Source organism: Pseudomonas sp. HMSC08G10, assembly GCF_001808425.1.
Taxonomy (GTDB): domain Bacteria; phylum Pseudomonadota; class Gammaproteobacteria; order Pseudomonadales; family Pseudomonadaceae; genus Aquipseudomonas; species Aquipseudomonas guariconensis.
Map to the genome: position 1 here is coordinate 92,720 of NZ_KV793321.1, position 20,768 is coordinate 113,487.

Genomic DNA, 20,768 nt, shown 5'->3' on the forward strand with positions numbered 1-20,768 from the left:
GGGGGCTTGAGGGTCAGGCTGCCTGCTCGGCGGCTCGGTTGGAGTGGGCGCGGTGCAGGTAATCGGCCAGTGCCTGCTTTTCAGCCAGGCTGGTGAACAGCCCCAGCTTGGTCCGGCGCCAGAGGATGTCATCGGCTTGCACCGCCCATTCCTGGGCGATCAAATAGTCCACTTCACGGCTGAACAAGCCGCCACCGATTGGTTGGCCCAGGTCCTCGGGACCACTCACGCCTTCGATCAGGCGCCATACCCGGCTGCCATAGGTCACTGCCCAACGCTTGGCGATATCCACCGGCAGCCAGCCGTGGCGGGCCAATACCGCATCGACCAGCGCTTGAACCGTCGTCATGTTTTCACCGCCTGGGAGTGGGGCGGTGGCCGTCCAGCTATCACGCATCTGGGTGAAGAATGGCTTGAGTTCGCCCATGGCCGATTCGGCCAGCTTACGGTACGTGGTGAGCTTGCCGCCAAAGACCGACAGCAGAGGTGCCTGGCCGTCGCTGGCCGACAGCGCCAAGGTGTAGTCGCGGGTGACGGCCGACGGATTGTCGGATTCGTCGTTGCACAGCGGGCGTACCCCGGAATAGGTGTGCAGGATATCGGCGCGGCTGAGCTGATGGTTGAAATGCTCGTTGACGATCTTGAGCAAGTAGTCGGTTTCCATCTCGGTGATGGCTACCTTGGCTGGGTCGCCGCTGTACTCACGGTCGGTGGTGCCGATCAGGGTGAAGCGCTCCAGGTACGGGATGGCGAAGACGATGCGTTGGTCTTCGTTCTGCAGGATGTAGGCGTGTTCGCCGTCGTACAGACGCGGAACGATGATGTGGCTGCCCTGGATCAGGCGGATGCCGTAAGGCGCGTCGAGCTTGAGATCGTCCTTGATGAAGCTGGCTACCCAAGGCCCGGCGGCGTTGACCAAGGCGCGGGCGCGGATGGTGCGCTGGCTGCCGTCGGCCTGTTGCAGTGCCACCTCCCACACCCCATCGACGCGCTCTGCGTGCAGGCAGCGGGTATGGGTATGGATGTGCGCGCCTTTTTCACGGGCAGCCATGGCATTGAGCACCACCAGACGGGCGTCGTCCACGGCGCAATCGGCGTACTCGAAACCTCGGGTAATGGCGGGCTTGAGCGGATTGCCAGGGCCGAAGCGCAGGCTGCGCGAGGCCCCCAGGCGCTTGCGCTTGCCCAGGTGATCGTAGAGGAACAGGCCCGCGCGGATCATCCAGGCTGGGCGCAGGTGTGGGCGGTGGGGCAGGACGAAACGCATGGGTTTGACGATATGCGGTGCCTTGGCCAGCAACACCTCGCGCTCTGCCAGGGCCTCACGGACCAGACGGAACTCATAGTGCTCGAGGTAGCGCAGGCCGCCATGAATCAACTTGCTACTGGCCGAGGACGTATGACTGGCCAGGTCGTCTTTTTCGCAAAGGAACACCTTCAGGCCGCGTCCCGCTGCGTCGGCGGCGATGCCCACGCCATTGATGCCTCCCCCGATCACAGCGAGGTCGTAACAATCGGCGAGGGGCGGCTGGGACGAAGCGGGCTGGGACACGGCAAGGCCTCCTGAGGGCGCAGTTCACATCGAAAGTGAACATTGATGTTCATTTTCGAAAATACTAGCGCAACGAATAGCCGTTATCCAGTCAGTCGCTATAGAAAAAACTGATCAGAGAACAAGAAAATGAACAATAGCGAACATAGGAGGCGCCGTATTCGGCGCATGCGAGCACTGGGGGTGGGCCGGTGAGGACCTTGCCTGTGATGGGCTGCGAGGCAGCCCAGGATCTGCTGGATTCCGGCGGCCAGGATCAGACGACTTCTAGGCGAATCTTGTGCTGGTTGAGCAATTGGGTGAGGGCGGGGGTTGGGGGCTGGTCGGTCACCAGGCAGTCGACCAGGCTGATCGAACCCAGGCGAACCATGGCATTGCGGCCGAACTTGCTCGAGTCGGCAGCCAGGATGACCTGACGGGCGTTGTTGATGATCGCCTGGGAAACCCGTACTTCCTGATAGTCGAAATCGAGCAGGCTGCCGTCTTCGTCGATGCCACTGATGCCGACCAGGGCGAAGTCGACCTTGAACTGGTTGATGAAGTCGACGCTTGCCTGGCCCACGACCCCGCCGTCGCGGCGCACGGTACCGCCAGCCACCAGGACTTCGAAATCGTCCTTGGCGCCGAGTATCGCTGCCACATGCAGGTTGTTGGTGATGACCTTGAGATGGTTGTGATTGAGCAGGGCGCGGGCGATCGACTCGGTGGTCGTGCCGATATTGATGAACAGCGAGGCATGATCGGGAATCTGCCGGGCCACGGCTTCGGCGATGCGTTGCTTCTCATCGCGCATCTGGTCTGCACGCATGGCGTAGGCGGTGTTCTCGATGCTCGAATCGTAGGCTGCGCCGCCGTGGTAGCGTCGGAGCAGGTTGCCCTCGGCGAGCTGGTTGATGTCACGGCGAATGGTTTGTGGGGTGACGACGAACAGCTGCGCCATTTCTTCGATGCTGACGTAACCGCGCTCGCGCACCAGTTCGAGGATTTGTTGTTGGCGGGGAGGCAGATTCATGGGCGGTCCTTTGGGGCTGCCGGACAAATTCTGCAATGAAACCAAAGGCGGCTATAAGCTACAAGCTACAAGTTACAAGCCATAAGAAAAAGCAGCGTTCGGTTGGGCGACGTGCCTATGCTTGGCTTGCAGCTTGCAGCTTGCAGCTTGCAGCTTGCAGCCTACTCTTCCCAGTCGCGGGTGCGCTCCACAGCCTTCTGCCAGCCTTTGTAGAGCTTTTCTTTCTGTGCTTCTTCCAGTTGTGGGCTGAACTCGCGCTCGATGATGGCCTTGTCCCGCAGTTCGTCCAGTCCGCTCCAGAAACCACAGGCCAGGCCTGCCAGGTAGGCTGCGCCCAGGGCTGTGGTTTCGCGCATTTTCGGTCGTTCGACGCAGGTGCCGAGGATATCGGCCTGGAACTGCATGAGGAAGTTGTTGGCCACTGCGCCCCCGTCGACGCGCAGTTCGCTCAGGCGCTGGCCGCAATCTTGCTGCATGGCATCGAGCACGTCGCGGGTCTGGAAGGCGATCGATTCCAGGGCTGCCCGGATGATGTGATCGACCTTGACACCGCGGGTCAGCCCGAACAGCGCGCCACGGGCATAGGGGTCCCAATAGGGGGCGCCGAGGCCGGTGAAGGCGGGTACCAGGTAGACGCCATTGCTATCCTTGACCTTGCTGGCGAAGTATTCGGTGTCATAGGCATCGTTGACGATCTTCAGCTCGTCGCGTAGCCACTGCACGGTGGAGCCGCCGTTGAATACTGCGCCTTCCAGGGCATAGGCCACTTCACCCCGCGGGCCGCAGGCGATGGTGGTGAGCAGGCCGTGGGACGATTTTACCGCCTGCTTGCCGGTATTCATCAGCAGGAAGCAGCCCGTGCCGTAGGTGTTCTTGGCCTGACCGGGTTCGACGCACATCTGGCCGAACAGGGCCGATTGCTGGTCGCCGGCGATACCGGCAATGGCGATGCCGCTCTTGGTGTGACCATAGACCTCGGACGATGGGCGTACCTGGGGCAGCATCTGGCGAGGAATACCCAGGATCTCTAGCAGCTGGTCGTCCCATTGCAGGGTATGGATGTTGAACATCAGGGTGCGCGAGGCGTTGGTGTAATCGGTGACATGAACCTTGCCGCCCGAGAATTTCCAGATCAGCCAGGTATCGATGGTGCCGAACAGCAGTTCGCCCCGTTCGGCACGCTCACGGACACCTTCGACGTTGTCGAGGATCCATTTGAGCTTGGTGCCGGAGAAATAGGGGTCGGTGACCAGCCCGGTGGTTTCGCGGATGTACGCCTCATGGCCTTCGCGCTTGAGCTGCTCGCAGATCTCGGTGCTGCGCCGGCACTGCCAGACGATGGCGTTGTACACGGGGCGGCCGGTTTCCTTGTCCCAGACCACAGTGGTTTCACGCTGGTTGGTGATGCCTAGCGCGGCCACCTGGGCATGGCTGATGCCAGCCTGGGCCAGCGCCTCGACCATGGTCGCGCTCTGGGTGGCGAAGATTTCCATCGGGTCGTGCTCGACCCAGCCAGCCTGGGGATAGTGCTGGGCGAACTCGCGCTGCGAGGTGCCGACCACGTTAGCGTCGCGGTCGAAGATGATGGCCCGCGAACTGGTGGTGCCCTGGTCCAGGGCGATGATGTAGTTCTTGTCCTGGGTATCTGTCATGTCGGTGGCCTTGCACAAAATTGGGGGAAGTCAGGGCTGGTCGGGCAATTGGCCCGGCGGCGGCATCAGGAGACCTGGGTCTTGCCCTGAGGATTATCGTCTGTTTGTAGGTTCGCAGGTTGCACCGTCGGCAAATTGCGGGCGATCAGGCCCCGATACAGGGCGGCGCCCAGGCAGGCGCCTAGGATCGGTGCGAACACCGGAACCAAAAAGTAGGGGATGTCACGCCCGCCAGTGAAGGCGATTTCGCCCCAGCCAGCCAGGAAGGTCATCAGCTTGGGCCCGAAATCCCGGGCCGGATTCATCGCAAAGCCGGTGAGCGGGCCCATGGCGCTGCCGATCACTGCGATCAGCAAGCCAATCAAGAGCGGTGCCATGGCGCCTCGGGGCAAGCCGTTGTTGTCGTCGGTCAGCGCCATGATCACGGCCATGAGAATGGCGGTGATCACCACTTCGACCACTACGGCCTGGGCAATGGACAGAGACGGGTGTGGATAGGTGGAGAATACCGAGGCCAGCTCCAGACTGGCCTGGCTGCCACGAACCATCGCGTGGGTCTGTTCGAAATCGAAGAACAGGTTGCTGTACAGCGTGTAGACCAGCGCTGCGGCACAGAAGGCGCCACAGACTTGGGCGAGGATGTAGAAGGGCAGCTTGCGCTTGTCGAAATCGGCGAACAGGCTCAAGGCAATGCTCACGGCAGGGTTCAGGTGAGCCCCTGAAATGCCGGCGGTGAGGTAGATCGCCATGCTGACGCCAATGCCCCAGATGATGCTGATCTCCCAGAGACCGAAGCTGGCGCCCGCGACCTTGAGGGCGGCGACGCAACCGGTACCGAAGAAGATGAGCAAGGCGGTGCCGAGGAACTCGGCCAGGCATTGGCTTGAAAGGGTGGGTTGTCGTAGAGCAGTCGTCATGTGAAACCTCGTTTCTTGTTGTTGTGAGGCACTGGGCGCTCGACAAAAGGCTCGGTGTCTATCCCCATAAACCCCGGGCGAATGTGGGAAACGCACCTTTAAAGGGCGCCATTTATTCAAAAACGAAAAAATATAGACAAGAAACGCTGATGTCAAAGGTCGAAAGTGAACCGTCATTCACAATCTGACTGCCTGTATCAAGCGTGAATCCGCGAGCCAGACACGGTGGAGCTCGGTTCGCTGGTCGCTCTGTGGGATTTGTCCTAAAGTAGCCGGCGACTTGCCCTCGACTGGAGCCGTACATGACCCCCGCCCTCGATCTTTTGAAGAAGGCGCGTGCCGAACACCGCGTGCACAGCTACGAACATGACCCCAAGGCTGCCTCCTACGGCTTGGAGGCCGCAGAGAAGCTAGGGCTCGACCCGCAGCGGGTGTTCAAGACCCTGTTGGCCAGCAGTGAAAAAGGTGAATTGCTGGTGGCAGTGGTGCCCGTGGGAGGCACGCTGGATTTGAAGGCGTTGGCCCATGCGGCAGGGGTGAAGAAGTGTGAGATGGCCGACCCGGTGGCGGCGCAGCGTGCCACGGGCTACCTGGTGGGTGGGATCAGCCCGCTGGGCCAGAAGAAGCGCCTGCGTACTTTCATCGACGATTCTGCGCAGCAGTTCGAGAGCATCCATGTGAGCGCCGGGCGACGCGGGCTTGAGGTGGAGCTGGCGGCGGCGGTGCTGGCCGAGCATACCCAAGGGAAGTTCGCCGGGATCGGGCGAGGCTGACCCTTAGCGGATTGGATGGAGGGAAGCAGGTGCTCCGGACAATCAGGAATGGGCCGCCCAGCGGCCCCTGTCGGGTGGCTCAGGTTGCCGAGCTGTAGCGGCGAACCCCGTTCTCCTGACGTGGCAACTGCGCCGCCACGCTGCCTGGTACCGGGAAAAGTACCAGGTGATCTGCTGCCACGCTGATGCCGACATCCTGACCGACCTGATGGTCGATATGGCTCGGGAAGATCGCCTCGAGCTGGCTACCGGTGGGCAGCTGCAGGCGATACAGCGTCGACGCGCCGAGGAAGCTTTTGCCGATGATGGTTGCCCGCAAATCGCTGTCCGGCGCGTGGATGATGTCATCCGGACGCAACAGCACGTCCACCGAGCTGCCCAGCGCCATGGTGTAGGCACGATTGCCGCGCAACTCACCCAGTTCGGTATTGACCGCATCATGGCTGCTCATCTGGCCACGGATGAAGTAGCCCTGGCCGATGAAGCTGGCGACGAACGGCGTTTGCGGTTCGTGATAGAGGTTGTAAGGAGTATCCCACTGCTCCAGGCGGCCTTCTTTGAACACGCCCACGTGATCGCTCACGGCGAAAGCTTCCTCCTGATCGTGGGTAACCAGGATGGCGCTGGTGCCGCGGCTCTTGAGGATATCGCGCACCTCATGGCTCAGACGCCGGCGCAGCTCCACGTCCAGGTTGGAGAAGGGCTCGTCAAGCAGCAACAACTGGGGTTCCGGCGCCAAAGCCCGAGCCAGGGCGACCCGTTGCTGCTGGCCGCCGGACAGCTCGTGGGGGTAACGACTACCCAGGCCGCCGAGCTTGACCAGCTCCAGCATTTCGTCGACCACCTCGCCCTGACGGGGATGCTTCCCGATACCGAAGGCGATGTTCTGTGCGACGGTCAAATGGGGGAACAGTGCATAGTCCTGAAACACCATGCCAATGCGGCGTTTCTCCGGCGCCAGGGTGAAGCCTGCGCGGGAGATGACCTCGCCGGCCAGCTGGATCTCGCCCTCATGCACCGGCTCGAAACCGGCGATGGCGCGCAGTGTGGTGGTCTTGCCGCAGCCTGAAGACCCCAGCAGGCAACCGATGTCGCCTGCATTGAGGTGCAGATTTAGGTTCTGGACGATGCGCTGGTCGCCATAGCCACAGGCCAGGTTGCGCAGGTTAAGCAGTAGCGGATGACTCATGCGTGGTGGTAAGCCGGTTCTACAAGGAATTCCAGAAGGGCCTTCTGCGCATGCAGGCGGTTTTCAGCTTGGTCCCAGGCGACCGAACGTGGGTCGTCGAGCAGGTCCTGGCTGATTTCCTCGCCACGGTGGGCGGGCAGGCAATGCATGAACAGGGCGTCGGGTGCCGCCAGGTCGAGCAGTTCGCGGGTGACCTGGTAGGGCGCGAAATGCGCCAGGCGCCGTGCAGTTTCCTCCTCCTGGCCCATGGAAGTCCAGACATCGGTGGTCACAAGGTGTGCACCGCGCACGGCTTCTCTGGGGTCGCGGACGATGGTCACGCGATCGCCACCCAGTTGGAGGAAGCGCGGATCGGGCTCATAGCCTTCCGGGCAGGCGATGCGCAGTTGGAAGTCGAATTGGTGGGCCGCTTCGATATAGGAGTTGCACATGTTGAAGCCATCGCCGATCCAGGCCACGGTCTTGCCTTGGATCGAGCCGCGGTGCTCGAGGAAGGTCTGCATGTCGGCCAGCAACTGGCACGGGTGCGACTCGTCGGACAGGGCGTTGATCACCGGGACGCGCGAATAGGCGGCGAATTCGGTCAGGGTGTTGTGGGCGTGGGTGCGGATCATCACCACGTCAAGCATGCTCGACAGGACGATGGCGCTGTCGCTGATCGGCTCGCCACGACCCAGTTGGGTGTCACGCGGCGAAAGGAAGATCGCCTGGCCGCCCAGTTGGATCATGCCAGCCTCGAAGGAGACACGGGTACGGGTCGAGGATTTTTCGAAGATCATCCCCAGTACGCGATTCTTCAGTGGCTCGAACAGCACGCCTCGTTTGCGCAGATCCTTCAGCTCGATGCCTCGGCGGATCACACCGAGCAATTCGTCGGTGGTGAAATCCAGCAGGGAGAGAAAGTGCCTAGCGCTCATGATTGACTACCTTATCTGCAACGGTTTGCAGGTCGACCGTATGGTTTTGTTGACAACGGGAGTGACCTGCGGCGTAAGCCGCACGAGGCGGACGGAATAGGGGAAGGCGCAATACTATAATTAAATGTCGCCTCAAACCAAGAGGGGAAACAGCTGCTCTATTACTGCGGATGTCATAACCCCTTGTAGGGCAGCTGTTTTTTATTTTCTACAGGGGTTGTACACGGCTTGCCGGCGGTTTGGCAAACCCCTTGTCGCGAATCGCGCGGCACAGGTCGGAGGATGTTCAAGGCATTGCGCGGCGTCGATACCTATGTGAAGGCCGCTGTGGTGCCGGCAAGGCCGAGCATGCTGCTCGGCTTTCCGTTACAATGCGTCACCGTGCCGACGATTGCGTCGGAAAGTTCAGCCGAGGTGCTTCATGGATATCATCGAAACAATCAAAGAGCAGATCGCCAACAACACCATTCTGCTTTACATGAAAGGCTCGCCGAATGCCCCGCAGTGCGGCTTCTCGGCGCGCGCTGCGCAGGCCGTGATGGGTTGTGGCGAGAAGTTTGCCTACGTCGACATCCTGCAGAACCCGGAAATCCGCGCCAACCTGCCCAAGTACGCCAACTGGCCAACCTTCCCGCAACTGTGGGTCGGGGGTGAGCTGGTCGGCGGCAGCGACATCATGCTTGAAATGTTCGAGAAGGGTGAGCTGCAAACCTTGATCAAGGAAGCCGCCGCCAAGGCCAAGGCCTCCGAAGCCTGATCTTGCCGCCAGCCCCGCGACAGAACAATCCGGCGGGGCTGACAAGGTTTGACAGGTATGAAAAAGCCCCGCATATGGCGGGGCTTTTTCATTGCTGGCGAAACTTATTCTTCGCCCATCTGCGATTGCAGGTAGTTCTCGATACCAATTTTTTCGATCAGACCCAATTGGGTTTCCAGCCAATCGATGTGTTCCTCCTCGGACTCGAGGATATCCTCGAGCAGGTCGCGAGAGCCGAAGTCGCCTGCGGTCTCGCAGTGGGCGATCGCAGCCTTAAGGTCGGCCAAGCCCTTCTGCTCGATCTTCAGATCGCATTCGAGCATTTCCTTGGTGTGTTCGCCGATCAGCAACTTGCCCAGGTCCTGAACGTTGGGGATGCCTTCGAGGAAGAGAATACGCTTGATCAGTTTATCAGCGTGCTTCATCTCATCGATGGACTCCTTGTACTCGTGCTTGCCGAGTTTGTTCAGGCCCCAGTCTTCATACATACGTGCGTGCAGGAAGTACTGGTTGATTGCGACCAGCTCGTTTCCGAGGATCTTGTTGAGATGCTGGATGACGCTTACGTCGCCTTTCATGTCGGGTTCCTGCCCTTGTTGAAGTGTGTCAATACAAGAAGTCTGATCCCGCCAACGGCCTCTGTCAAACCTAAGTAATTGAATAGTAAGTGAAAATTAATAGAAATAAGAATGTTTGTGAACCGCGTTAGGACGCTAACTTCTTGAATTCTGGGCATAAAAAAACCGGACACTGGGTCCGGTTCTTCTTGATTGGGTGTGTTCAGGCCGCGTTGAATTCAACAGGGTAGGGCAGGGCAGCGTGCTGGGTGGCCTGAAGTTCAGTCAACGTCTCGCGAACGACCTGCTTGGCAAGGCAGGCGCATTTGCCGCACTGGCTGGCCACGTTGGTGGCGGCTCGGACTTCCTTGTAGCTGCAGCATCCTTCATAGATCGCATCGCGGATCTGTCCGTCGGTGACGCCGACACAAAGACACACATACATAGGGGAGACCATCGCTGGTTAGGCTCGATGGGTTGGAGCTTAATGGTAATGAGAATGCGTGTCAAAGAACTTTCGGTAAGCGTCCGTCTAGAGCGACCGGTGGTTGGATTCGGCCTGTCACCAGAAGCCGTGTATGATGGGCGGCCTTTGCTGGATGCCGGGCGGCCCCGCCCACCCAGGCATCGGTATTTCACCACCCTCAGGAGATCACGAATGAGCGTACTCGTTGGTAAACAAGCCCCTGACTTCACCGTTCCAGCTGTGCTGGGCAACGGCGAGATCGTCGACAGCTTCAACCTGGCTTCGGCCATCAAAGGCAAGTACGGCCTGGTATTCTTCTACCCGCTGGACTTCACCTTTGTCTGCCCGTCCGAGCTGATCGCTCTGGACCACCGCATCCCTGACTTCCAGGCGCGCGGCGTGGAAGTGATCGGCGTGTCGATCGACTCGCACTTCACCCACAACGCCTGGCGTAACACCCCAGTCGACAAAGGCGGCATCGGCCAGGTCAAGTACACCCTGGCAGCTGACATCGCCCACGACATCTGCAAGGCCTACGACGTCGAATCCGAAGGCGGCGTGGCCTTCCGTGGCGCCTTCCTGATCGACAAGAACGGCGTTGTCCGTTCGCAGATCGTCAACGACCTGCCTCTGGGCCGTAACATGGACGAATTGCTGCGTCTGGTCGATGCTCTGCAATTCCACGAAGAGCACGGCGAAGTGTGCCCGGCCAACTGGAAGAAAGGCGACAAAGGCATGACTGCTTCGCCAGAGGGCGTTGCTGCCTACCTGAGCGAGAACGCTGGCAAGCTGTAATTGCCAAGCGCATAAAAAAACCGGCCTTCGTGGCCGGTTTTTTTATGCGTCGGATTTGAGCTCAATCGTTGAAGTCGCGCCAGCCGCCCATTTCCTTCCAGCGGTTGACGATGCCGCAGAACAGCTCGGCGGTCTTCTCCGTATCGTAGCGGGCCGAGTGGGCCTCGCGACCGTCGAAGTCGATGTCGGCGCTCTGGCAGGCCCGTGCGAGTACGGTCTGGCCGTAGGCCAGGCCCGCCAGAGTGGCCGTGTCGAAGCTGGAGAACGGGTGGAACGGATTGCGCTTGAGGTCGGTGCGCGCCACCGCGGCATTAAGGAAGTTCAGGTCGAAGCTGCTGTTGTGCCCGACCAGGATAGCCCGTTTGCAGCCATTGGCCTTCAACGCCTTGCGCACGCCGCGGAAGATGTCGGTGAGCGCCGTTTCCTCGCTCACCGCCATGCGCAGCGGATGGTCCAGCTTGATGCCAGTGAATTCCAGGGCTGCCGGCTCGATGTTGGCCCCTTCGAAAGGCTCGACCCGATAGAAGTAGGTGTGCTCCGGGAACAGGAAGCCCTTTTCGTCCATGCCGATGGTGACTGCGGCGATTTCCAGCAAGGCATCGGTCGCACTATTGAAACCGCCGGTTTCAACGTCCACCACAACGGGCAGGTAACCGCGGAAACGCTCGGCCATCGGATGGCGAGCGCCGCTGCCTTGACCTTCCTGGTCTTCTTCGTAGAACGCTTCGCTCACGCCTGACCCTCCAGCAGACGCCAGCGCAGCTTCTCGCCTGCGCGCAGGGGGATCACGGTATTGTCGCCCAGTGGCAGGCTGTCCGGGGCAGTCCACTCCTCGCGAACCAGGGTAATGGTGTCGGTGTTCGCCGGCAGGCCATAGAAGGCCGGGCCGTGGAGGCTGGCGAAGCCTTCGAGCTTGTCCAGCGCATTACGTTGCTCGAACGCCTCGGCATACAGCTCGATGGCGGCATAGGCGGTGTAGCAGCCGGCGCAACCGCAGGCGGCTTCCTTGGCATGACGGGCGTGCGGTGCCGAGTCGGTCCCCAGGAAGAATTTGCTGTTGCCGCTGGTGGCCGCATCCAGCAAGGCTACCTGGTGGGTGTTGCGCTTGAGGATCGGCAGGCAATAGAAGTGCGGACGGATACCGCCCACCAGCATGTGGTTGCGGTTGTACAGCAAATGCTGGGCAGTGATGGTCGCGCCGACGTTGGCCGGGGCCTGCAGGACGAATTGCGCGGCATCGGCGGTGGTGATGTGCTCGAACACCACTTTCAGGGTCGGGAAACGCTCGACCAGGCGAACCAGGTGCTCGTCGATGAAGCGCTTCTCGCGGTCGAACACATCGACCTCGGGGCGGGTCACCTCTCCGTGCACCAGCAGCGGCATGCCGGTCTCGGCCAGGGCTTCGAGCGCTGGTGTGATGTTGTCCAGGCTGGTCACCCCCGAGTCGGAGTTGGTAGTGGCGCCGGCCGGGTACATTTTGGCGGCATACACGAATCCGCTGGCCTTGGCCGCGCGGATGTCCTCGGCGCTGGTTCGGTCGGTGAGGTACAGCACCATCAAAGGCTCGAATCGGCTGCCGGCCGGACGTGCGGCCAGGATGCGCTCACGATACGCTCCGGCCTCGGTGGCATTGCGGACCGGTGGGACGAGATTGGGCATGATGATGGCGCGGGCGAAGGTGCGCGCCACGTCGCCAACGGTGTGGGGCAGGACGGCACCATCGCGCAGATGGATGTGCCAGTCGTCGGGGCGCAGGAGGGTCAGGCGATCGGACATTGGGGATTCCAGGCGGGTCGAACTCGTGTGCCAATGCTACCGGAAAACCCTCGTTCGAGCACGGCTATCAAGTTTTCCTGCCGGCGTCCGATAGCTTGCAGGTAAGCCGTCAGAATCAATGGAGCCGCCCGTGCGCCAGCGTTACCTAGCCCTGTTCACCCTGTTTGCCAGCCTGCCGGCCGGGGCATTGACCTTCCAGACTCGCGTGGAGAACGTTACCTGGAACGTCGAAGGGGATCAGTTCGAGTGCCGCCTTGTCCAGCCGATCGACGGTTTCGGTAGTGGCGAGTTCGTGCGTCGGGCCGGTGAGCAGCCGATCTTCCAATTGCGTTCGGACACCAACGCATTGGGAGCCGGCGGTGCGACTTTGCTGGCGGCAGCAGCGCCTTGGCAGCCAGGTCGCGGTGATATCAATCTCGGCTCAGTGCGCATGGGCCGCACGGGGGTGTTGTTCACCTCGTCCCAGGGCCAGGCCAGCCGACTGATCAATGGCCTGCTCGATGGTCGCAGCACGGTGGTGCGCAACTACACGGGCGAAGCTGGCAGGCCCATGGAAGTGCGTGTGCTGCCTGTGAGTTTCGCCAAGGCTTACAGCGACTACCAAGTGTGCGCCAGCAAATTGCTGCCGATGAACTTCGACCAGATTCGCCAGACCCAGGTGAGCTTCCCCCGTGGGATCGAGCTGGACAGTGCTGCCAGGGCGCGACTGGATGTGATCCTTGATTACCTCAAGGCCGACCCTTCGGTGAATCACATCGAGCTCGATGGCCATTCCGACAACAGCGGCAATCGGCTGACCAACCGCGACACATCGCGGCGCCGGGCCTTGGCGGTCGCCGATTACCTCAAGGCCCATGGCGTGCCACAGGAGCAGATCACCGTGCGCTTCCACGGCGAGCGATATCCGCTCGCGCGCAACAACAGTGCCGCCAACCGGGCGCGCAACCGCCGGGTGAGCATCCAGCTGGATCGCGTCGCGCCGGTGGAAAAACCCGTGGAAGCCCCCACCGACAAGCCCGCTGGCCAACCGCCGGCGACGCCTCCCGCCACCGCCCCTGCAACCCCGGCTGCGGCCGCGGCTGGCCCACGTGCGGGCAAAACCGCCTGAATGCGACCGCTGGTCGCGGTCTTGACTGTTCCTGTCGCTTTGTCGTCACAAGCTGTCGCCCCATTGTAAATATTTCAATGGGGCCGGTAGAATCAACCGCTTTCCGTACAACCCCGTGGAGTGATGGCATGGCGGACGTAAAAAAGGTCGTACTGGCGTATTCCGGCGGCCTTGATACTTCGGTGATTCTCAAGTGGCTGCAGGATACCTACAACTGCGAAGTGGTGACTTTCACCGCTGACCTGGGGCAGGGCGAAGAGGTCGAACCGGCCCGCGCCAAGGCTCAGGCGATGGGCGTGAAAGAAATCTACATCGATGACCTGCGCGAAGAATTCGTGCGTGATTTCGTTTTCCCGATGTTCCGCGCCAACACCGTCTACGAAGGCGAGTACCTGCTGGGTACGTCCATCGCCCGTCCGCTGATCGCCAAGCGTCTGATCGAAATCGCCAACGAAACCGGCGCCGATGCCATTTCCCACGGTGCCACCGGCAAGGGTAACGACCAGGTACGCTTCGAGCTGGGCGCCTATGCGCTCAAACCAGGCGTAAAGGTCATTGCACCCTGGCGTGAGTGGGATCTGCTGTCCCGCGAGAAGCTGATGGACTATGCCGAAAAGCACGGCATTCCGATCGAGCGCCACGGCAAGAAGAAATCGCCGTACTCGATGGACGCCAACCTGCTGCACATCTCCTACGAAGGCGGTGTCCTGGAAGATACCTGGACCGAGCACGAGGAAGACATGTGGCGCTGGAGCGTGTCTCCGGAAAACGCCCCGGATCAGCCCACCTACATCGAGCTGACCTACCGCAATGGTGACATCGTCGCCATCGACGGCGTCGAGATGACCCCCGCCACCGTACTGGCCGAGCTTAACCGTATCGGCGGTGCCAACGGCATCGGTCGCCTGGACATCGTCGAGAACCGCTACGTGGGCATGAAGTCCCGCGGTTGCTACGAAACCCCTGGCGGCACCATCATGCTCAAGGCTCACCGTGCCATCGAGTCGATCACCCTGGACCGCGAAGTCGCTCACCTGAAGGATGAGCTGATGCCGAAGTATGCCAGCCTGATCTACACCGGCTATTGGTGGAGCCCGGAGCGTCTGATGCTGCAGCAGATGATCGACGCTTCCCAGGTCAACGTTAACGGTGTCGTTCGCCTGAAACTGTACAAGGGCAACGTGATTGTCGTAGGGCGCAAGTCGGACGATTCGCTGTTCGATGCCAACATCGCGACCTTCGAGGAAGATGGCGGTGCCTACAACCAGGCCGATGCCGCGGGCTTCATCAAGCTCAACGCCCTGCGTATGCGCATTGCCGCCAACAAGGGCCGTTCGCTGCTCTGATCTTTGCGAGCACCTCGAAAACCCCGGCCGTGTGCCGGGGTTTTTTTTGCCTGGATTTCAGGGCTGCTCATGTTTTTCGTTTGTGCCCTCGACATTGATCGAGAGATGGATGCGAACACCGGTCTCGAGGTTTTCGAGAACCCAACTGCGAGGGAGCGTATGAGGTTGGTTGATGGCACGCAGAATGTGGGTTTCGACGATCTTGCGTGTGTCTGGCTCGGAAAGGGTGATGCTCAGGGGCTGTTCTGGCGAGACGTGTTCAGGAGGGGATGAAAGGGAGCTCTGAGGGTCGGTCTTTTCTGCCGTCTCCGGTAGGGGAGGTTGATACAAAGATTGATTGTTGAAGTTCAAGGTCAGGAAAAACAGCATAGTCAGGAAGAAGGGAAAGCCTACCAGGAACCACGTGTAGATTTCCTGACTGTTCTCACTGAGAAAAGGCAACGTCGCCAGCGCAGAAGCTTCGATGATGCCTGCAAAGATGGCGATGATAGCCAAGGGGCTGATGGAGTCTGTTTGCATGGTGCTTGCCCACGAATGTTTGCCTATCTCTCGCCTGTTTTGAGCCTGATGAAAAGATAGAGCTGTTTCCCGTGGAAGCGACATGACGCTTCATGTCATCTGTATTTTCTAAAGTTACCCCGCCTGAATCGAGAATTCCTTCAAGTTAGAAGCGTTATGGAGGTGGGGTTTTATATTCCTTATTGTTAGTTTTATAGGTGGCGCCTGGGAGCAAAAGTTTTAAGTAACTAGGCTTGTAGGAAAATTCTTTAATTTATGTAGGGGCGCTCTCTGCTTGCTGATGAGCGGCAATTCGCTGCGCCATAAGGCAGTCAGCTCGGTTATCGTAATGCTTTGGAGTTGTAATAGTGAACCAATGGATGCCGCATGAATAAAGTGCTTATCGTGGATGATCATCCGGTAATTCGTCTGGCCGTACGCATGCTGATGGAACGGCACGGGTACGACGTGGTGGCGGAAACCGACAATGGTGTGGATGCCTTGCAATTGATCCGGGAGCACCTTCCGGACATCGTGATACTCGATATTGGTATTCCGAAGCTGGATGGGCTGGAAGTCATCGGCCGTATGGCATGCATCAGTCCAGGCAGCAAAGTGTTAGTACTGACCTCGCAGGCGGCGGGACATTTTTCGATGCGTTGCATGCAGGCCGGTGCTGCCGGGTATGTGTGCAAGCAGCAAGACCTGACGGAGTTGCTCAGTGCGATCAAGGCCGTGTTGTCTGGATACAGCTATTTCCCCAATCAGGCGCTGCACAAAGCTCGTGGATGCGTGAAGGGCGGTAGCGAGGAGGAAATGGTCCAGCGCCTCTCCGGCAGAGAGGTGATGGTGTTGAAGGAGCTGGCCAGCGGCAAGAGCAACAAAGAAATCGCCGACAGCATGTTCCTCAGCAACAAGACGGTGAGCACTTACAAGACGCGTCTATTACTCAAGCTCAATGCTCATTCGCTGGTCGACCTCATCGAGCTCGCCCAGCGCCATGGCTTATCCCGTCCCTGAAACACGAAGCCTCCGCAAAGGAGGCTATCTAGGATATCCGACCCGTCACAGGTCGTAATCAAAATCGGCGAGTTGCTTTTGCAGACGCCGCTCCTCGAGAAGGTTGTCGATGGTGCGGCGCTTGCTCAAATTGGTCTTTGCAGGTTCCACCTGAGGCTCTGCGTCGTCTTCCGAGGTGGAAAATTCATCGTCGATTGACAGCTCGTCTTTATCGGTACTCATGAGTCACTCCAAGCCAAGGGGCCGTTGGCCGTCCTTATAGCGAGAAACCCGATTCCGGTAAAAAAGATTTTTTCAATCGTGTAGAACCCTTTCTTTCTATTGCATCAATCGTCAGAAGTCTTGTGTTTGTACTCGCACAAGTCTTCGATTCGACAGCTGCCACAGCGAGGCTTGCGCGCCTGGCATACATAGCGACCATGAAGGATCAACCAGTGATGAGCGTCGAGCAGGTAGTCTCGGGGCACGAACTTCATGAGTTTCTTTTCCACCTCCAGCACCGTCTTGCCAGGGGCGATGCCAGTGCGGTTGCTGACCCGGAAAATATGCGTATCAACCGCCATGGCGGGCTGACGGAAAGCGGTATTGAGCACTACGTTCGCGGTTTTGCGACCCACACCCGGCAGTGCTTCCAAAGCTTCACGAGTTTGTGGCACTTCGCTGCCGTGGTGCTCAATCAGCAAACGACAGGTTTCGATGACATTCTTGGCTTTGCTGTTGTAGAGGCCGATGGTCTTGATGTATTCGCTAAGCCCTTCGACACCCAGTGCGTAGATCGCCTCGGGGGTATTGGCCACCGGATACAGGCGAGCGGTGGCTTTGTTGACGCCGACGTCCGTTGCCTGGGCGGATAGGATCACGGCGATCAGCAATTCGAAGGGCGTAGTGTAGGCCAGTTCGGTTTTCGGATCGGGATTGTCTTCGTGCAGCCTGCGAAAGATCTCCAGGCGTTTGGCAGCATTCATGGGCTCAACGGCTTCCTTGACAACGTGAGGGGGCAGCCCCCGGATGCAGGCGATTGTACAGGGCCAGCAGCAGGCCAAGCAGCATCAACCCCCCAGGCACAAGGCCCGCTAAATGAAGACCTGGTCCTGTTGCCAACCATTGACGACAGGCGCCAAGCAGCACGCATAGCATTGACAGAGCGCTCACGTGAACCGCGAGATAGCGCCACCGCCCCGTGGTGGGGAGCAGGTAATCCACCGCGAGGCTCTGCACGCTCAGCAAGGCCGGGTAATGGCCGAGCGCCAGGGCCAGGGGTAGCGCCCAAGCGTTCAAACCTAATTGCAGGCAACTGGCCAAACCGGCGAGCAGCAGCAGGCTGGCCAGCAAACGGGGGAGGCCAGTCAGATTTTTGCGCAGTGGGAGCATCAAGACCTGGTGAGTGATGATCATCCCGGCCGCGCAAAGGCCGATCATTATCCCTTGCGCCAGGGTCGAGGTCGCACCGACCAACGACACCACGCTCACCCCCAGCAATCCGAACCTATTCATGTGCACTTTCCTCCAGCAATGCGGTTCGATGGGTGTCGAAATAGCGCAATGCGTCCTGCAGGGCGTCGATTACCGCGCGTGAGGTGACGGTAGCGCCTGCCAGCTGGTCGAAGTCCCCTTGATCACGTTTCAATGCCCATCGGCTGGTCTGGGCGTGGCCTGAAAATTGCTCCAACCAGTGCACCGCAGGGTCGATCAAGCGCGCCCCCAGTCCAGGGCTCTCCTGTTGTTCTAGCACCTGAATGCCCAGCAGACGCCCATTGGGGGCGATCGCGATTGCCAGGACTATCGGGCCGGCATAACCCTGGACCTGACTGCGCAGCAAGATAGCGCTCGGGCTTCCAGCCAATGTGGCACGGTAACCGGCCAGCAACTGACTATGGGGCAGACGGGTATCGCGCAGGGCGAGGGGCGCTTGCAGGGGCTGGTTGTCATAGCTGCTGTCAGGAAGCACTGAAAGCCATTGACGGCTTTGCAGCTGTTGCTCGGCTTGCTGGATGGCCGAGAGCGTCCAATGCCTCCAGATCAATGCCATACCCAGTGACAAGGCGCCGACCGCGACAACCAACAGGACACCGCGCGCTGTTCGGTTCATGGGGCGGCCTGCGTGCGACGTACGGCGTATCGCTCCAGAACCGGCACGGCAAGGTTCATCAGCAAGATGGCGAACGCGGTACCGTCGGGGTAGCTACCCCAGGTTCGGATCAAGTAGATGAGCAGCCCAGTGCCGAAACCGAACAGTAGCCGCGCCGGAGGACTCTTGGGGCCAGACACAGGCTCAGTGGCGATGAAGAATGCGGCCAGCATGGTCGAGCCGGAAAACCAGTGCAGCAGCGGCGAGCCATTGGAGTCGGAACCTGATCCGTTCCAGCACAGCAGGCTGAACAGGAACAATCCGCCGAGCAAGCCTGCCGGCGTGTGCCAACTGATGACCTTGCGCTGAAGCAGGAACAGCCCGCCCACCAAAAAACCGACATTCACCCATTCGCTGCTTCGACCTCCAATCGCGCCGAATCCAGGGTGCTGGGCGAACAGTTCATCGATGGTCAGGCTGCGATTGTGGCGCAGGCCATCGAGCACTGTCGGGGTAGCCCAGGCGTCGATGTGTCCGGTGCTGGCCCAAAGGCTGTGCAGGCTTTCCATGAGCCCGGGCGAGTGGCCCGGCCATTGGTTCATCTGTAGGGGGAAGCTCAGGAGCACGAAGGCATAACCGACCATCGCGGGGTTGAAGGGGTTGCGGCCGACCCCGCCAAAAGCGTGCTTGCCAACGCCGATGGCGACGCTTGTGGCGATGACCGGCAACCACCAGGGCGCATGGGGGGGCAGTGAGGCGGCCAGCAGTACGGCGGTTACCAATGCGCTTGCATCGGCCAACGCCGGTTGCGCAGGTTGGCTGCGCAGGGCCAGGAGTAACGCTTCGCAGGCCAGCGCAGTGCTTGCGCAAAACAACAAGTTGAACAGTACGCCCCAGCCGTGCAGCCAAAGTAGCCCTAGCAAGCCTGGCACACAGGCCAGCAGCACTTGGCCCATGGCGCTGCGCAAGCGCGGATCAGGCGCGGGCATGATCCGCCCCGGCCTGAAGGGCGTCGAGGTGCTGTTGGGCGTCTTTGGCGGCTTTTTCCAGTAGGTTTAACTGGGCGTGCTGCGCCTCGTTCGGTGCGGCGCCGAATGCGCTGCGGGCTTTGTTCAGTTGCGCGCGGCTCATGGCCGCTGCGATCTTGGCTTGCTTGAGGGCGGCATCGTTGTGGGCGGCCTTTTGTGCCTTGACCCGTTCGATAGCGGCTTTGATCGGGTCGGATGCGTCGCCACTGGCGGTCGGAGTGTTCGCAGCACGCTGGCTGCGTGCCATACGTTCGGCCTGGCGACGTGCTTCCTCGCGCTGCAGTCGGGCATTGCGTTGTTCGTGGCGATAACGAGCGTGGTCACGACGTTTGGCGCGGGCATCGAGTTGTTCGGCGGTGTGAGCCAGGCCGCCGACGATAGGTACGATTTTGTCAGGCAGGGGCAGCAAGTCGATACAATCGACCGGGCAAGGCGCCAGGCAGAGGTCGCAGCCGGTGCACTCGCTGGCGATGACCGTGTGCATCAGCTTGGCGGCGCCGACGATGGCATCCACTGGGCACGCCTGGATGCATTTGGTGCAACCGATACATTCGGCCTCGCGAACAAAGGCGACTTGGGGCGGTGCGTTACCACGCCCAGTGTCCAGTGCAATGACCGGCACCTTGAGCAGGTTGGCAAGGGCGGCGATGGTTTCGTCGCCGCCGGGTGGGCATTTGTTGATCGCTTCGCCCGCGGCCAGCCCTTCGGCATAGGGCCGGCAACCGGCATGGCCGCACTTGCCGCATTGGGTTTGCGGCAGCAGGGCATCGATGCGTTGAATCAGACTCATTGTGTAAATAATCCGTTGAAACCGGAAAATGCCATGGTCATCACTCCGGCACCGATCAGGTCGATGGGAAGGCCACGCAAAGCACTGGGGAGGTCTGAATGATCGCTGCGCTGGCGCAGGTCATCGAACAATGCCAGGGCAAGCCAGAAGCCCAATCCACCGAATACGCCCCATCCCCACACCGCCAACCATCGATCATTCGCATGGATGACCTGTAGCAGCAAGCCTAGCACCAGGGCGTTGCAGAGCAGCCAGGGCAGCAGGTCCTGCAATGGCCAGGTCGGCTGTATCCGCTGGAGCGCATTGGCGATGCCCCAGCCCAGTAACAGCAACAGCGGTAGGAACAGGAACAATTGCAGGTCCTGCAGGCCCAACGCATTCAACACTTGATCATGCAATAGCTTTCCAAGCGGCAGGCCCAAAAGCATGAGTAAGGCTATGGATGCGCCGAGCAAGTGAATCCGCAGGCGGGAGACCGGCGTCCTATGCAAGATCAGGTGATTGACCAGCGCAGCGCTGACCAGAACCAAGACGTAGTCGTTCATGG

At 60.2% G+C, this 20,768-nt stretch carries 23 protein-coding genes and 1 pseudogene; 6 read left to right on the forward strand and 18 right to left on the reverse strand.

Going from position 1 to position 20,768, the window contains the following annotated elements:
• Positions 1-13: 13 nt before the first annotated feature.
• The 4 genes from glpD to HMPREF3173_RS17625 form a co-directional block, all read right to left on the reverse strand.
• Positions 14-1,552, reverse strand: coding sequence for a glycerol-3-phosphate dehydrogenase (gene glpD / locus HMPREF3173_RS17610; RefSeq protein ID WP_070574998.1), 1,539 nt, complete (start codon positions 1,550-1,552; stop codon positions 14-16).
• Between the two features lie 256 nt (positions 1,553-1,808).
• Positions 1,809-2,564 carry a DNA-binding transcriptional repressor GlpR gene (glpR, locus tag HMPREF3173_RS17615; RefSeq protein WP_043206512.1) on the reverse strand — a complete coding sequence of 252 codons (756 nt, stop codon included), beginning with the start codon at positions 2,562-2,564 and terminating at the stop codon, positions 1,809-1,811.
• A 161-nt stretch (positions 2,565-2,725) separates the two neighbouring features.
• Positions 2,726-4,216 (reverse strand): glycerol kinase GlpK, encoded by a 1,491-nt coding sequence (glpK, locus tag HMPREF3173_RS17620; protein ID WP_070575001.1) that lies wholly within the window; start codon positions 4,214-4,216, stop codon positions 2,726-2,728.
• A gap of 65 nt (positions 4,217-4,281) precedes the next feature.
• On the reverse strand, positions 4,282-5,133 hold the full coding sequence (locus HMPREF3173_RS17625; RefSeq protein WP_070575004.1) for an MIP/aquaporin family protein: 852 nt from the start codon (positions 5,131-5,133) through the stop codon (positions 4,282-4,284).
• A gap of 302 nt (positions 5,134-5,435) precedes the next feature.
• Here HMPREF3173_RS17625 and ybaK point away from each other — a divergent pair, with 302 nt between their 5' ends.
• The gene (gene ybaK / locus HMPREF3173_RS17630) at positions 5,436-5,906 is read left to right on the forward strand and encodes a Cys-tRNA(Pro) deacylase (protein ID WP_070575007.1); all 471 of its coding nucleotides are present in this window, start codon (positions 5,436-5,438) and stop codon (positions 5,904-5,906) included.
• 79 nt (positions 5,907-5,985) lie between these two features.
• On the opposite strand, the gene HMPREF3173_RS17635 is transcribed toward ybaK, so the two are convergent.
• Both HMPREF3173_RS17635 and argF read right to left on the reverse strand, forming a co-directional pair.
• Positions 5,986-7,095, reverse strand: coding sequence for an ABC transporter ATP-binding protein (locus HMPREF3173_RS17635; RefSeq protein ID WP_070575010.1), 1,110 nt, complete (start codon positions 7,093-7,095; stop codon positions 5,986-5,988).
• Positions 7,092-8,012 carry an ornithine carbamoyltransferase gene (gene argF / locus HMPREF3173_RS17640; RefSeq protein ID WP_070575012.1) on the reverse strand — a complete coding sequence of 307 codons (921 nt, stop codon included), beginning with the start codon at positions 8,010-8,012 and terminating at the stop codon, positions 7,092-7,094. The genes HMPREF3173_RS17635 and argF overlap by 4 nt, the downstream gene beginning before the upstream one ends.
• 421 nt (positions 8,013-8,433) lie before the next feature.
• Between argF and grxD the strand changes: the two genes are divergently transcribed.
• Complete coding sequence (gene grxD, locus HMPREF3173_RS17645) at positions 8,434-8,769, forward strand: Grx4 family monothiol glutaredoxin (protein ID WP_043206518.1); 336 nt, start codon at positions 8,434-8,436, stop codon at positions 8,767-8,769.
• A 104-nt stretch (positions 8,770-8,873) separates the two neighbouring features.
• Here grxD and bfr read toward each other — a convergent pair whose 3' ends face one another.
• Together bfr and HMPREF3173_RS17655 are read right to left on the reverse strand one after the other, a co-directional pair.
• Positions 8,874-9,347, reverse strand: a complete 474-nt coding sequence (gene bfr / locus HMPREF3173_RS17650; RefSeq protein ID WP_043206520.1) for a bacterioferritin — start codon at positions 9,345-9,347, stop codon at positions 8,874-8,876.
• 202 nt (positions 9,348-9,549) lie between these two features.
• Positions 9,550-9,771, reverse strand: coding sequence for a bacterioferritin-associated ferredoxin (locus HMPREF3173_RS17655; RefSeq protein WP_043206521.1), 222 nt, complete (start codon positions 9,769-9,771; stop codon positions 9,550-9,552).
• A 213-nt stretch (positions 9,772-9,984) separates the two neighbouring features.
• Between HMPREF3173_RS17655 and HMPREF3173_RS17660 the strand changes: the two genes are divergently transcribed.
• On the forward strand, positions 9,985-10,587 hold the full coding sequence (locus tag HMPREF3173_RS17660) for a peroxiredoxin (protein WP_043206522.1): 603 nt from the start codon (positions 9,985-9,987) through the stop codon (positions 10,585-10,587).
• A 61-nt stretch (positions 10,588-10,648) separates the two neighbouring features.
• Here the strand turns inward: HMPREF3173_RS17660 and rnt are convergent, their stop codons facing one another.
• Both rnt and pyrC read right to left on the reverse strand, forming a co-directional pair.
• Positions 10,649-11,260 (reverse strand): ribonuclease T, encoded by a 612-nt coding sequence (gene rnt, locus HMPREF3173_RS17665; RefSeq protein ID WP_230387848.1) that lies wholly within the window; start codon positions 11,258-11,260, stop codon positions 10,649-10,651.
• Positions 11,261-11,316: 56 nt separating this feature from the next.
• Positions 11,317-12,363 carry a dihydroorotase gene (pyrC, locus tag HMPREF3173_RS17670; RefSeq protein ID WP_070575018.1) on the reverse strand — a complete coding sequence of 349 codons (1,047 nt, stop codon included), beginning with the start codon at positions 12,361-12,363 and terminating at the stop codon, positions 11,317-11,319.
• A 130-nt stretch (positions 12,364-12,493) separates the two neighbouring features.
• On the opposite strand from pyrC, the gene HMPREF3173_RS17675 reads away from it, so the two are divergent.
• On the forward strand, positions 12,494-13,471 hold the full coding sequence (locus HMPREF3173_RS17675) for a flagellar protein MotY (RefSeq protein ID WP_070575021.1): 978 nt from the start codon (positions 12,494-12,496) through the stop codon (positions 13,469-13,471).
• A 128-nt stretch (positions 13,472-13,599) separates the two neighbouring features.
• Positions 13,600-14,817: an argininosuccinate synthase gene (locus HMPREF3173_RS17680; RefSeq protein WP_043213048.1), complete on the forward strand. Its 1,218-nt coding sequence runs from the start codon at positions 13,600-13,602 to the stop codon at positions 14,815-14,817.
• A gap of 57 nt (positions 14,818-14,874) precedes the next feature.
• Here HMPREF3173_RS17680 and HMPREF3173_RS17685 read toward each other — a convergent pair whose 3' ends face one another.
• Positions 14,875-15,336 (reverse strand): hypothetical protein, encoded by a 462-nt coding sequence (locus HMPREF3173_RS17685; RefSeq protein WP_070575024.1) that lies wholly within the window; start codon positions 15,334-15,336, stop codon positions 14,875-14,877.
• Positions 15,337-15,702: 366 nt separating this feature from the next.
• On the opposite strand from HMPREF3173_RS17685, the gene HMPREF3173_RS17690 reads away from it, so the two are divergent.
• Positions 15,703-16,335, forward strand: a complete 633-nt coding sequence (locus HMPREF3173_RS17690) for a response regulator transcription factor (protein WP_043213052.1) — start codon at positions 15,703-15,705, stop codon at positions 16,333-16,335.
• 45 nt (positions 16,336-16,380) lie between these two features.
• On the opposite strand, the gene HMPREF3173_RS24630 is transcribed toward HMPREF3173_RS17690, so the two are convergent.
• The 7 genes and pseudogenes from HMPREF3173_RS24630 to HMPREF3173_RS17720 all read right to left on the reverse strand — a co-directional run bounded on the left by HMPREF3173_RS24630 (position 16,381) and on the right by HMPREF3173_RS17720 (position 20,766).
• On the reverse strand, positions 16,381-16,557 hold the full coding sequence (locus HMPREF3173_RS24630) for a PA3496 family putative envelope integrity protein (RefSeq protein WP_043213055.1): 177 nt from the start codon (positions 16,555-16,557) through the stop codon (positions 16,381-16,383).
• A 104-nt stretch (positions 16,558-16,661) separates the two neighbouring features.
• Positions 16,662-17,300, reverse strand: coding sequence for an endonuclease III (gene nth, locus HMPREF3173_RS17695; protein ID WP_070575027.1), 639 nt, complete (start codon positions 17,298-17,300; stop codon positions 16,662-16,664).
• A 4-nt stretch (positions 17,301-17,304) separates the two neighbouring features.
• A complete protein-coding gene (locus HMPREF3173_RS17700; protein WP_070575030.1) occupies positions 17,305-17,829 on the reverse strand; it encodes an NADH:quinone oxidoreductase in 525 nt (174 codons plus the stop codon).
• Entirely contained in the window at positions 17,822-18,424 is a 603-nt protein-coding gene (locus tag HMPREF3173_RS17705) for an RnfABCDGE type electron transport complex subunit G (RefSeq protein ID WP_070575033.1), read from the reverse strand. The genes HMPREF3173_RS17700 and HMPREF3173_RS17705 overlap by 8 nt, the downstream gene beginning before the upstream one ends.
• Positions 18,421-19,392 (reverse strand): RnfABCDGE type electron transport complex subunit D, encoded by a 972-nt coding sequence (locus HMPREF3173_RS17710; RefSeq protein ID WP_070575037.1) that lies wholly within the window; start codon positions 19,390-19,392, stop codon positions 18,421-18,423. The genes HMPREF3173_RS17705 and HMPREF3173_RS17710 overlap by 4 nt, the downstream gene beginning before the upstream one ends.
• A gap of 4 nt (positions 19,393-19,396) precedes the next feature.
• Positions 19,397-20,221 (reverse strand): annotated as a pseudogene (locus HMPREF3173_RS17715) (RnfABCDGE type electron transport complex subunit B); the annotation flags it as partial.
• Complete coding sequence (locus HMPREF3173_RS17720) at positions 20,218-20,766, reverse strand: Rnf-Nqr domain containing protein (protein WP_070575136.1); 549 nt, start codon at positions 20,764-20,766, stop codon at positions 20,218-20,220. The gene HMPREF3173_RS17720 and the pseudogene HMPREF3173_RS17715, both read right to left, overlap by 4 nt.
• Positions 20,767-20,768: the final 2 nt, after the last annotated feature.